Source organism: Kribbella sancticallisti, from assembly GCF_039530625.1.
Classification (GTDB): Bacteria; Actinomycetota; Actinomycetes; order Propionibacteriales; family Kribbellaceae; genus Kribbella; species Kribbella sancticallisti.
Genome location: NZ_BAAAOS010000019.1, coordinates 250,077 through 261,107, shown reverse-complemented (window position 1 = coordinate 261,107; position 11,031 = coordinate 250,077). Strand labels below are relative to the sequence as shown.

The 11,031-nt window shown below is 67.9% G+C and carries 13 protein-coding genes; 5 read left to right on the top strand and 8 right to left on the bottom strand.

From position 1 onward, the window contains the following. A partial coding sequence (locus ABD255_RS15605; protein WP_344214348.1) for a hypothetical protein occupies nucleotides 1–259 on the top strand: 259 nt, incomplete at its 5' end. 61 nt (nucleotides 260–320) lie between these two features. Here the strand turns inward: ABD255_RS15605 and ABD255_RS15600 are convergent. Beyond that, entirely contained in the window at nucleotides 321–800 is a 480-nt protein-coding gene (locus ABD255_RS15600) for an RrF2 family transcriptional regulator (RefSeq protein ID WP_344214346.1), read from the bottom strand. 55 nt (nucleotides 801–855) lie between these two features. Then, nucleotides 856–1,797: a tyrosine recombinase XerC gene (locus ABD255_RS15595; protein WP_344214732.1), complete on the bottom strand. Its 942-nt coding sequence runs from the start codon at nucleotides 1,795–1,797 to the stop codon at nucleotides 856–858. Between the two features lie 136 nt (nucleotides 1,798–1,933). Between ABD255_RS15595 and ABD255_RS15590 the strand changes: the two genes are divergently transcribed. The 4 genes from ABD255_RS15590 (at nucleotide 1,934) to dprA (ending at nucleotide 7,100) form a co-directional block, all read left to right on the top strand. Next, complete coding sequence (locus ABD255_RS15590; protein WP_344214344.1) at nucleotides 1,934–3,550, top strand: APC family permease; 1,617 nt, start codon at nucleotides 1,934–1,936, stop codon at nucleotides 3,548–3,550. A gap of 90 nt (nucleotides 3,551–3,640) precedes the next feature. Then, complete coding sequence (locus ABD255_RS15585) at nucleotides 3,641–3,997, top strand: YraN family protein (RefSeq protein WP_344214342.1); 357 nt, start codon at nucleotides 3,641–3,643, stop codon at nucleotides 3,995–3,997. Further along, entirely contained in the window at nucleotides 3,997–5,577 is a 1,581-nt protein-coding gene (locus tag ABD255_RS15580) for a YifB family Mg chelatase-like AAA ATPase (protein WP_344214340.1), read from the top strand. Before ABD255_RS15585 ends, ABD255_RS15580 begins: the two co-directional genes overlap by 1 nt. Next, a complete protein-coding gene (dprA, locus tag ABD255_RS15575; RefSeq protein WP_344214338.1) occupies nucleotides 5,574–7,100 on the top strand; it encodes a DNA-processing protein DprA in 1,527 nt (508 codons plus the stop codon). Before ABD255_RS15580 ends, dprA begins: the two co-directional genes overlap by 4 nt. 83 nt (nucleotides 7,101–7,183) lie before the next feature. On the opposite strand, the gene ABD255_RS15570 is transcribed toward dprA, so the two are convergent. From ABD255_RS15570 to ABD255_RS15545, 6 genes are all read right to left on the bottom strand, one after another. Then, nucleotides 7,184–7,507, bottom strand: coding sequence for a DUF2469 domain-containing protein (locus ABD255_RS15570; RefSeq protein WP_077012708.1), 324 nt, complete (start codon nucleotides 7,505–7,507; stop codon nucleotides 7,184–7,186). After that, a complete protein-coding gene (locus ABD255_RS15565; RefSeq protein WP_344214335.1) occupies nucleotides 7,504–8,202 on the bottom strand; it encodes a ribonuclease HII in 699 nt (232 codons plus the stop codon). The genes ABD255_RS15570 and ABD255_RS15565 overlap by 4 nt, the downstream gene beginning before the upstream one ends. A 329-nt stretch (nucleotides 8,203–8,531) precedes the next feature. Next, entirely contained in the window at nucleotides 8,532–9,296 is a 765-nt protein-coding gene (lepB, locus tag ABD255_RS15560; RefSeq protein WP_344214333.1) for a signal peptidase I, read from the bottom strand. Beyond that, the gene (gene lepB, locus ABD255_RS15555; RefSeq protein WP_344214331.1) at nucleotides 9,293–9,922 is read right to left on the bottom strand and encodes a signal peptidase I; all 630 of its coding nucleotides are present in this window, start codon (nucleotides 9,920–9,922) and stop codon (nucleotides 9,293–9,295) included. The genes lepB (ABD255_RS15560) and lepB (ABD255_RS15555) overlap by 4 nt, the downstream gene beginning before the upstream one ends. Nucleotides 9,923–10,059: 137 nt before the next feature. After that, the gene (rplS, locus tag ABD255_RS15550) at nucleotides 10,060–10,419 is read right to left on the bottom strand and encodes a 50S ribosomal protein L19 (protein WP_344214329.1); all 360 of its coding nucleotides are present in this window, start codon (nucleotides 10,417–10,419) and stop codon (nucleotides 10,060–10,062) included. 151 nt (nucleotides 10,420–10,570) lie between these two features. Continuing rightward, nucleotides 10,571–11,029 carry a GNAT family N-acetyltransferase gene (locus ABD255_RS15545; protein WP_344214730.1) on the bottom strand — a complete coding sequence of 153 codons (459 nt, stop codon included), beginning with the start codon at nucleotides 11,027–11,029 and terminating at the stop codon, nucleotides 10,571–10,573. Nucleotides 11,030–11,031: the final 2 nt, after the last annotated feature.

The following is an 11,031-nucleotide window of genomic DNA, read 5'->3' as shown; positions in this document are numbered from 1 at the left end:
ACCCAGCAGCCTCCGCCAGCCCACCCCCGACCACCCCAAGCCCAGCAATCGCCAGGCCACCTCCGACCAGCCGAAGCCGAAGCCATGCCAACACCAAGCCACCCTCGACCAGCCGGAGCCGTACCAACACCAGGCCACCCTCGACCGACTGAAGCCGTGCCAACGCCAGCCGTCCACCGCCCAGCAGCGGACGCACACACCGGGACGGCGAAATCCGATCGCAGCGGCGAGCTTCTCGCCGGCGGTCTGGTGGCTCTAGCCGCCGCGGGCACCGCCGCCGGCAGCCTCCTGATCAGGCGGCACTGATGCCCACCCCAGCATCAACTCCCAGGAACCCGAGCCTGCCAAGCGTCTTCATCACGCGACCGACGCTCAACCCCAGCAGGAAGCTTCCCCTTCGCCAGATCCGTCAGCGTCGTGTGCTCCAGCACGTCCCGCAGACTCGCCCGAGCGGCGATCCACACCCGCTGCAGCACCACGGCCCGCTCGTTGTAGGCGACGCTCTCGGGCCGCACCCCGGAAATGCTCACGATCGGCCCGTCGACAGCGCGCATCACGTCCGCCACCGACACCTCGTTCGGGTCGACGGCGAGCCTCCACCCACCGGCCTGCCCGCGCTGGCTCGTCAACACCCCCGCCCGGCGCAGATCGGCCAGGATCCCCTGCAAGAACCCATGCGGAATCCCCTGCGCACGACTGAGCTCCTCGGCAGACACCACCGAGGGGTCGTTCGCCACCCAACGCTGGGTGATCTCGATCAACGCCCGCAACGCATAGTCAGACTTCGCCGAAACCCGCATAGTCCGCAGTCTGCCGTATCGGGTGCCGGCTGGTCCGCACCGCCGCCCACCAAGTTCAGGCGCGTGGATGCGCTTGTTCGTAAGCGCGTCGCAGTCTCTCCCCCGAGACATGCGTGTAGATCTGGGTGGTCGCCAGCGACGCGTGCCCGAGCAACTCCTGCACGCTTCGAAGGTCGGCGCCGCCTTCCAGCAGGTGCGTGGCCGCCGTGTGGCGCAACCCGTGCGGCGACAGATCCGGTGCGTCCACCGCGTCGATCCGGGCATGGACGAGGCGCCGGACGGTTCGCTGGTCGATCCGCCCGCCCCGCGAGCCGAGGAACAGCGCCGGCCCGCTCCCAGGCCGGACCACCTTCGGCCGGGCCTCGCCGAGCCACCGGTCCAGCGCGGCACTTGCCGGTACGCCGTACGGGACCGAGCGTTCCTTGCGGCCTTTGCCGAAGACGCGGACCACCCGGCGGGAGGTGTCGACCTCGTCGATGTCGAGCGCGCAGAGTTCGCCGACCCGGATACCCGTTGCGTAGAGCAACTCCATGATCGCGAGATCGCGGAGCCCGACCGGGCTGCCATCGTCCGCGGCGACGGCCGCGGCATCGAGTACCGCTCGCGTGTCGGCCTGCCCAAGCACGCCCGGCAGGGACTTGTGCGGCTTCGGACTTGCCAGCAGAGCACCCGGATCGGTCTCGATCCGGCCCGTCCGCTGCGCCCACGCCGTGAACACGCGGGCCGCCGTGGCGCGCCTGGCCATCGTGCTCCGGGACTTGCCGAGACTCTGCTGCTTGGCCAGCCAGGACCGTAGCCCACGGATGTCGAGACCGGTCAGGTCATCGTGACCAAGCCGAGTCAAATGATCGATTAAATCCGCGACATCGCCGATGTAGGCTCGCACCGAATGTTCACTGAGGTCTCTTTCCGCGGTCAGATGCCGTTCGTAGTCAGCCAGTAACACAGAGAAACCTTCCGGCCAGGAAGGGCTCTCGCTGATCTCGTCCGGCGCCATGTCCTGACCATGCGGGAGCAGACCGGGCATAGCAAGCCACCACGCGGCGTCGAACAAGGGAGGTCTGGCCCGTAGGCCCACCGGTCGACTACTGTTCGGCCCGATTGCCCTAGTAGCAACGGAGGCACCCCTGACCATGGCCCCCTCAGCGAACGGACAGACCGTAGGCCGGCGCCTGCCGGTCGAGTCGGCGTTCACTCGAGTCGAGGATGCGCGGCACCGTCTGCCGCGCTTGTTCGGTCGTCGCGACCTAGTCGTTCTTGGACTTGGTGTGATGATCGGGTCCGGCATTTTCAGTTTGAGCGGCAAGCAGGCGGCCAATGTCGCCGGCCCCGCCGTGATCTTGTCGTTCCTGATCGCCGCGGTGGTCTGCGTACTGGCTGCTGCCTGTTACGCGGAACTGTCGTCGACCATTCCCGTCTCGGGTAGCGCTTACACCTTCAGTTACGTGACTTTCGGCGAGATGTGGGCCTGGCTGGTCGGCTGGGCACTCGTGCTCGAGCTCGTCACGGCCGCCGCGATCGTGGCCAGAGTGTGGTCCGCGTACTTCCTCGCGACCCTCAGCGGCTTCGGGATCGACATCCCCGCCGGCGCGGCGCAGTACTTCGGACCGGACGCCAAGGTCAACCTGGTCGCGCCTGTCCTGCTGCTCATCCTGACCGCGCTGATCGTGACCGGCACGAAGCTGTCGTCGCGGGTGCTCACCGTCGTGGTGCTGGCGAAGGTCGCGGTGATCGTGCTGGTGGTCGTGATCGGCGCCACGCACATCAACTTCGACAACTACAAGCCGTTCGTGCCGGACTCGCGTCCCGCCCCGGCGACCGCGAGCCCCACCTTGCTGAGCTGGATCCTGGATTCGTCCTTCGGCTCGTTCGGCCTGATGGGCATCTTCACCGCGGCCAGCTCGATCGTCTTCGCATACATCGGCTTCGACCTGATCGCGACCGCGTCCGAGGACGCCCGGAACCCGCGCAAGACGGTTCCCCAGGGCATGCTGCTCGGCGTCGGCGCCGTCACCATCCTGTACGTCGCGATGGCCGTCGTGCTCGTCGGAATGCGTCCGTTCGGCCAGCTCGGCGGTTCCGCGCCGGTGTCCGAGGCGATGTCCGCGGTCGGGGTCGGGTGGGCCGCGAAAGTGGTCAATCTAGGGGCGCTGCTAGCCCTGATGACGGTGATCATGGTCGTCTTGATCGCCCAGAGCCGGGTTCTCTTCAACATGGGTCGTGACGGCCTTCTGCCGAAGAGCCTGGGCCGGGTCAGCCGGGTCTACTCCTCCCCCGCCCGCGCCGCCTCCGCGGCCGGTGCGGCTGCCATCCTCCTCACCCTGTACCCGAAGGTGCTGGAACTGGAGGAGCTGCTGGTCATCGGTGCGCTCTTCTGCTTCGCCTTCTGCGCGGTCGGCGTGCTGACGCTGCGGCGGACCGAGCCGAACCTGGAGCGCGGTTTCCGGGTCCCGATGGTGCCGTTGATCCCGCTGCTCTCGCTGGGCGCGACGCTGTGGCTGATGCTGAACCTGAAGACGAGCACCTGGACCAAGTTCGGCCTCTGGATGCTGGTAGGCCTGGCGATCTACGGTCTCTACGGCCGCTGGCACAGCCGGCTGGCGAACGAGGACAGCTGGGACTTCGACATCGGCGACACGGACCCCGGAACAGGCGGCCTGCAGGCGGTCCGCTCCGAGAACGACAGCGCCGAACTCCGCGCGGTCCGTACTCCGCCGAAGTCGACCCGAGGCAAACACATGCGTAACTGACCTCTTCAGGGGCTGGTTCTCCACAGCCCCTGAAGTCGTCTCCAGGATCGATGCGAATCCCGGCATGTTCTTAGCCGGAGGTGGTCATCGATGCGCACCAAGGACGCAGTCGGGAAGTACGGCGAGGACCTCGCCGCCAGGTATCTCGCGGAGCACGGCTTCGCGATCCTCGAGCGCAACTGGCGCTGCGCGCAGGGCGAGATCGACATCGTTGCCCGGGAGCACCGCGCGCTGGTCATCTGCGAGGTGAAGACCCGACGCGGGCTGAACTACGGCAGCCCGCTCGAGTCGATCACCTACCGCAAACTCGCCACCCTGCGGCAATTGGCCGGCCGCTGGCTGAGGACTCACGACCTCCGCCCCGGCGAAATCCGCATCGACGTCATAGCCGTCCTGATGCCCCACCACGGCAACCCCACCGTCGACCACCTCCGGGGCGTGGCCTGATGCCCCTAGCTCAAGCCTGGTCCGTCGCCCTGGTAGGCCTAGAAGGCCACCTCGTCGAGGTAGAAGCAGACATCGCCCAGGGCCTCCCGAAGACAAGCCTGATCGGCCTCCCGGACGCCTCCCTGTCCGAAGCCCGCGACCGAGTCCGCGCCGCCGTCGTCAACAGCGGCGAAAAGTTCCCCGACCGCAAGGTCACCATCGGCCTCTCCCCCGCCACCCTCCCGAAAACCGGCTCCCACTACGACGTAGCCATAGCCATAGCCCTACTCGCCGCAGCCGGCGCCGTCGAGAACTCCCGGCTACACCAGACGGCGATCATCGGCGAGCTAGGACTCGACGGCAGGATCCGGGAGGTGCGCGGAGCTCTGGCGATGACGCTGGCCGCCGCGCGCTCCGGTTTCGAACGAATCATCGTCCCTGAGCTGAACGCCGCCGAGGCAAAGCTGGTGCCCGCCATCGATGTGTACGGCGTGCGCTCGCTGCGGCAGGTGCTCGCCCTGCTCAGAGGCGACGTCATCCCCGACGAAGAACCTCCCCGGGCGGAGCCCCGGCTGATGTCCGAGTCGCTGACCCGAGTCCCCGAGGTCGATCTCGACGACGTGCTGGGGCAGCACGAAGGACGTCGCGCCATCGAGGCAGCGGCAGCCGGCGGCCACCATCTGTACTTGCACGGACCACCGGGGTCGGGAAAGACGATGCTCGCCGAGCGCCTAGCTGGCCTTCTGCCCGATCTGAGTACGGATGATTCGCTCGAAGTATCCGCGGTGCACTCGCTGGCAGGCTTGCTGACGAGCGACGCAGAGCTCGTCGTGAGACCGCCGTTCATCGCGCCGCACCACACCGCTTCTCTCGTCAGCCTCATCGGTGGCGGCTCAGGGGTGCCACGTCCCGGGGCTATCAGCTGCGCCCACCGCGGCATCCTCTTCATCGACGAGGCGCCGGAGATGCACCCGCTGACCCTCGACACCCTGCGCCAGCCGCTGGAATCAGGCTTCATCGAGGTGCACCGAGCGGCAGCAGTGGCCAAGTTCCCTGCGAGGTTTCTGCTCGTGCTGGCCGCCAACCCTTGCCCATGCGGTCAAGCAGGCACCCCGCGAGGGATCTGCAACTGCACGCCCCAAGTCCTCAACAGGTATCGCCAGCGGATCAGTGGCCCGATCAAGGACCGGATCGACATCCAGCGCCAGATCGTGCCCGCTGCGCGCGGGGTGGGAGACGGCGATCGTCCCGAATCCACCGCAGAGGTCGCCGCGCGGGTCCGCTCGGCCCGCGATCGACAGGCCCACCGCTATCGGGACACCTCCTGGACTCTCAACAGCGAGATCCCCGGGCCGATCATGCGCCGCGAATTCCCCCTCGACGGCGGAAGCCAGCGAACACTCGAGGAGCTGTATGCCGACGGCCGGCTGACCGCCCGCGGTCTGGATCGTGTCGTCCGCCTGGCCTGGACGCTGGCCGACCTGGAGGGGGCAGCGCAGCCAACGCCTGAGCTCACCAACCAGGCCTTCCAACTCCGCAGCGGAGCACCCCTCACAGAACTCACCAACGACAGGCCCATCAGGGAGACCACAAACCGATGACCACCAACGCGCAGCACCCTGACCCGACCTTCCCGGCCCAGCAGAAGCCGCACGGCCGGCCCGACCCGGACGGCACCGCCCCGAGCGCCGCCGTCATAGCCGGCACCGGCGGCACCGGCGGCACCGGCGGCACAGGTGGAGCCGGTGGAGCCGGTGGCACAGGTGGCACAGGTGGAGCCGGTAGAGCCGGCAGCACCGGTGGAGCGGTCAACCTCGCCCCGCCCCGGCTCACGTTCCTCGCCAAGCCGGCGGCATCCACGCCAAGTCCCACAGGCTCCCCGACTCCGATCCGGACCAAGGCTCTTGAAGGCGCCGAATACGGCGAGCAGCAGCGCACTGAAGGCGACCACGATCGCGCTGGCCGCCTCCTCTCGGCCTCCGGGCGCGAGGAGGAGCGGTTGGTGCGGGTTGGGTTGGGGCGGGTGGTGGAGCCAGGGGATCCGGCGGCGGTTGAGGCGTTTGAGGGGATGGGGGTGGTGGAGGTTTGGGAGCAGTTACGGAAGGGGCTGCCTCGGTTGGAGCGGTGGAGTGCGCGGATGGCCGAGGTGCGGCCGGAGCGAGATTTGGCGCGGGGTGTGGAGGCTGGAGCGCGGTTCGTGATTCCAGGGGATGACGAGTGGCCGGAGCAGGTCGAGGTGCTGGCGGAGGCTGGCCTGCAGAGTCGGCGGGGTGGTGTGCCGTTCGGATTGTGGGTCCGCGGGCCGGCACATCTTCGGCAGACGCTGGAGAAGTCTGTGGCGATCGTCGGTGCGCGCGCGTGTTCGTCGTACGGCGAGCATGCGGCGGCCGAGTTGGCCGGTGGGCTCGCGGATGAGGGGGTGACCGTGGTTTCGGGCGGTGCCTACGGGATCGACGCGGCGGCGCATCGTGGCGTGCTGGCGAGTTCAGGGCTGACCGTTGCCGTGCTCGCGTGCGGGGTGGACGTCAGCTATCCGAAGAGCAACTCGGCGCTGTTCGAGCGCATCGCGGAGTACGGGTTGCTGGTGAGTGAGTTGCCGCCGGGGTGTTCGCCGACCAAGCTGCGCTTCCTGGCCCGGAACCGGCTGATCGCGGCGAGCACGCTGGGCACGATCGTTGTCGAGGCAGCAGTCCGGAGCGGAGCGCTGAACAGCGCAGGCTGGGCCGAGCAGTGTGGGCGTCCGGTGCTCGCCGTGCCGGGTCCGATCACCTCGCGGATGTCGGAGGGCGTCCATCTCCTGGTGCGGGAGCGCAACGCGGTTCTCGTCACCAACGTCGCGGACATCCAGGAGGCGATCTCGCCGATCGGGACCCGACTGACGAGCTACCCGCACGAACCAGCCGGCCCAACCGACGACCTCGATCTCGACGTACGCCGGACGCTCGACGCAGTTCCCGTACTGCGCCCGGTCTCAGCTACCCGAATAGCCACGACGGCCGGGCTTGACCTCGCCACGGTCCAGGAATGCCTGGAAACGCTCGCCGAAGCCGACCTGATCGAGTACGAAGAAGTCGGCTGGCGCCTATCGGCCAACCACCGCCGCTCCCTCGGAGCGCACCCCTGACAGAAACACCCGAATGATCGCTGACACGTCAGGAAAATTTAGGTCAGCTTGGGAGTCCTGGTGATGATCCCTCCGGCCTGGGGTCAGCGGCCGAAGTCGGAGTCCTTGGGGACTTCGAGGTCGGTTTTGGCCAGTTCCTCGATGTTGACGTCGCGGAACGTCACCACCTTGGCGTTCTTGACGAAACGGGCTGAGCGGTACACGTCCCAGACCCAGGCGTCGGCCATCGTCACCTCGAAGTACACGTCACCGCCCTCGGTGCGGACCTTCAGGTCGACCGCGTTGCACAGGTAGAAACGCCGTTCGGTCTCCACCACGTACTTGAAGATCCCGACGACGTCCTTGTACTCCCGATAGAGCTGTAGCTCCATGTCGGTCTCGTACTTCTCGAGGTCGTCAGCGCTCATCGGCTCTCCACTCCGGTGGGACTGGTCACATTCTGTCCCATATCGGGTCGCATACTGCGGCGGACATTCTCAAACCGCCGACGATGTTGTGGACACGGGCCGTATTCGTCCAGTGCGGCCTGGTGTTCGGGGGTGCAGTACCCCTTGTGAACCGCGAAATCGTAGTGCGGGTACACGTCGTGCCAGTGCTGCATGATCCGGTCCCGGGTCACCTTGGCGATCACCGAGGCAGCCGCGATGCACGCCGCCACCCGGTCGCCCTTCCATACAGCGAGCCCCGGCACGCCGAGACCGTCCACTCCGAACCCGTCGGTCAGCACGTACTGCGGGCGCAGGTCGAGCAGGAAGATCGCCCGGCGCAGCGCCTCGACGTTGGCGACGTGCATGCCCAGGCGGTCGCACTCGGCCGCCTCGATCGAGACGACCGACCAGGCGAGGGCGCGCTCGCGGATCTGGTCGTAGCAGCGGTCGCGGGCCTTCGCGGTGAGCAGTTTGGAGTCCGCGAGTTCGGGGATCTGGCCGCGTTTGCCGTCCGGCAGGATCACGGCGGCGGCCACCAGCGGACCCGCACACGGTCCGCGGCCGGCTTCGTCGACACCCGCGATCGGGTCCAGGCCGACCCGCCGCAGTGCCCGCTCATAGCCGTACAGTCCCGCGTCCCGCCGGATGGTGCTGCCTCGCGGCAACGCGCTCATCCACACCTCCGTCGACCGAACAGTCCCACTGCAGCATCTTCGCTGATTCCAGCCCCAATGGTGGGCTCGGGGGTGCGTCGCACCCTGGCGGGGTGGTTGCTGGGCTCAACGGCGCACCGCACGAGGCCGAAGGCGGTGGTGGGCCCAGGGGTGCTTCGGACATGGGTCGTGCTGGTGGTCGGCGCGGGGGTGCGTCGCGCGACGCCGGTGCCGGTGGCGGACCCAGGGGTGCGTCGCATGTGGCCGGGGTCCGTGGTGGGCTCGACGGGGTGGGGCATGGAAGTGGGAGTGATTGGTGGGGGGAGGCGGGTGGGCACCAGTCGCTCAGCTCACTTGGGGGGTGGCGTCAGGGAGATCGAGGGTTTGTCGGGGGCCGGGCCTGGCGGTGGGATCGCCTTGAACGGGTCAGGGACGTCAAGTTTGTCGAAGCGGTTGGCCGGCCAGACGACCAGGACGGCGCGGCCGGTGATCTTGTCCATCGGGACGAAGGCGGCGTCGCCGGGGTCGCCGCCGTCCGGGCCGGTGTCCTGGAGGTGGACGCGGGAGTCGCCGGACTCTGACCGGTGGTCGCCCATCACGAAAACACGGCCCGCCGGGACCGTGACCTGGAACTCCATCGCCGAGGGGGCGTCGCCCGGGTACAGGTAGGCGCCTTCCTCGAGCGGTTGGCCGTTGACCATCAGCCGGCCCTTGGCGTCGCAGCAGGCGACCTTGTCGCCGGGCATGCCGACCAGGCGCTTGATCAGGTGACCGTGGCTGGAGTCCGGCAGCAGCCCGACGACCTCGAAGAACCGGCCGACCGAGCCGCGCTTCTGGCCGCTCTCCTCATCGCCCAGCCAGCCGCCCGGGTCCTCGAAGACGACCACGTCGCCGCGCTCGACATCGGTGAGCTTCTCGACCACCACCCGGTCACCGACCAGGAGGGTGTTCTGCATCGACTCGCTCGGGATGATGAACATCTGGCCGACGAAGGCCCGCAGGATCGACGAGACGATGAGAGCACCGACCACGATCAGCACGAACTCGCGACCAGCGGCCGCGAGGCCCGAGCGGTGGGCGGATTTCTCTTTCGTCGCTGTCGGTGTCTCAGTCACTTCTTCAGCCCCGGCTTCTTGAAGGTTTCCGGAGGACGCAGCATCGTCATCCGGTCAGACGGCCAGATTACGCAACAGGCCCGGCCAACCACGTTCGCCACGGGCACGAAGCCGCCGCCGGGGCCACCCATGTGAGCACGGGAGTCGGCGGACTCGGCCCGGTTGTCACCCATCACCCACAGTGAACCAGGCGGGACAACCACGTCGAACGGCTGGTTCGACGGCTTGGCGTCGGTCAGCAGGTACTCGCGCTCGTCCAGCGGGATCTTGTTCACCGTGAGCTGGCCCGACCGGTTGCAGCAGATCACCCGGTCGCCGGCGATGCCGATCACCCGCTTGACCAGGTGTCCCTCGCCGCTGCGCGGCAGGATGCCGACGAACTCGCCGACCTGGCGCAACGGCCCGGGCTCGGTCTGCTCTTCGTTCAGCCAGTTGCCCGGGTCCTTGAAGACGACGATGTCGCCGCGGTCGACGTCGCGATGCAGGTAGCTGACCTTCTCGGCCAGGATCCGGTCGTTCGTCGTGAGCGTGTCGTACATCGACTCCGAGGGCACGTAGAACGCCTCCGCGACGAAGAGCCGCAGTACGACCGTGATGACCAACGCGAGCACTGTCACGGTGGTCATCTCGGTCAACAGGCTGAGCAGCGGATTCCGCTGCTTCAGCCTACGGTGTCGTCCCTTGGTGCGACGTGCCCTCCTGGCTGGCGGGCGAGCGCGAGTCGCAGTGCTCGGCGCCATATTTGACCGTCGTTACTAGACGATCAGGAGGCCGGAACGTCCCGCTTCTCCTTGATCTTGGCTGCCTTGCCGCGCAGCTCGCGCAGGTAGTACAGCTTGGCGCGGCGCACGTCGCCGCGGGTGACGACCTCGACCTTGTCGACGATCGGGGTGTGCAGCGGGAAGGTCCGCTCGACACCGACGCCGAAGCTGACCTTGCGGACCGTGAAGGTCTCCTGCAGGCCACCACCCTGGCGCCGGATCACGACACCCTGGAACACCTGGACGCGGGACCGGTTGCCTTCGACGACCTTCACGTGCACCTTGACGGTGTCACCAGGACGGAAGGAGGGGATGTCGTCGCGCTTGCTCGCGTTGTCGAGCTCGTTCAGGATGTTGCTCATCAGGTGTCTCTTCCTCGCGCGTGCCACAGGTCACCCACGAATGCTCGGTGTGAGAGTCGAAGATGTTGTCACGCGGTGGTCACCCCCTGTGGCAGGAGCACCGAATGGCAACAGCGACCAAGTTTGCCACACGGCATAGACCGCCACGAAATCAGCGTCGCTTGCGCCGCTTCGCCAGCAGGACGAGCTCGACCTTGTCCGTCTGCCGTTCCCGCTTGATCTCGCGGTAACCGGCGTTGCGGTAGAGCTGGAGGCTCCGCTCACTCTGCGCACCCGTGGACAGCTCGTACGCCGTGACCTCGGCCGGCGCGGTCTGTTCGGCGACCCGCAGCAGCTTGGTCGCGATCCCCTTGCCCTGCCAGTCCGGAGCCACCATCAGGCGCCCGATCCGGCCCACCCCGGCGGAGATGTCCAGCTGGACCGATCCGACGATCCTGGTGCCCGCCAGGGCCTTCCAGACCTGCCCCCGGGCCACCCGGGCGGCACACTCCTCCAGCGACTCCTGCAGAGGCGGGATGGACAGGTCGTCGTAGGCCTGCGCCTCCGTGAGGAAGGCGGCCCGCTGCAGCGTGAGCAACTCCCCCGCGTCAGCCTCGGTGGCCGGCAGCACCC

What these genes read in the sequence shown, in the direction of transcription:
- ABD255_RS15600 (WP_344214346.1), bottom strand. Translation starts at nt 800, where the DNA reads ATGCGGGTTTCGGCGAAGTCTGACTATGCGTTGCGGGCGTTGATCGAG.
- ABD255_RS15595 (WP_344214732.1), bottom strand. Translation starts at nt 1,797, where the DNA reads ATGGCGCCGGACGAGATCAGCGAGAGCCCTTCCTGGCCGGAAGGTTTC.
- ABD255_RS15590 (WP_344214344.1), top strand. Translation starts at nt 1,934, where the DNA reads ATGGCCCCCTCAGCGAACGGACAGACCGTAGGCCGGCGCCTGCCGGTC.
- ABD255_RS15585 (WP_344214342.1), top strand. Translation starts at nt 3,641, where the DNA reads ATGCGCACCAAGGACGCAGTCGGGAAGTACGGCGAGGACCTCGCCGCC.
- ABD255_RS15580 (WP_344214340.1), top strand. Translation starts at nt 3,997, where the DNA reads ATGCCCCTAGCTCAAGCCTGGTCCGTCGCCCTGGTAGGCCTAGAAGGC.
- dprA (WP_344214338.1), top strand. Translation starts at nt 5,574, where the DNA reads ATGACCACCAACGCGCAGCACCCTGACCCGACCTTCCCGGCCCAGCAG.
- ABD255_RS15570 (WP_077012708.1), bottom strand. Translation starts at nt 7,507, where the DNA reads ATGAGCGCTGACGACCTCGAGAAGTACGAGACCGACATGGAGCTACAG.
- ABD255_RS15565 (WP_344214335.1), bottom strand. Translation starts at nt 8,202, where the DNA reads ATGAGCGCGTTGCCGCGAGGCAGCACCATCCGGCGGGACGCGGGACTG.
- lepB (WP_344214331.1), bottom strand. Translation starts at nt 9,922, where the DNA reads ATGACCACCGTGACAGTGCTCGCGTTGGTCATCACGGTCGTACTGCGG.
- rplS (WP_344214329.1), bottom strand. Translation starts at nt 10,419, where the DNA reads ATGAGCAACATCCTGAACGAGCTCGACAACGCGAGCAAGCGCGACGAC.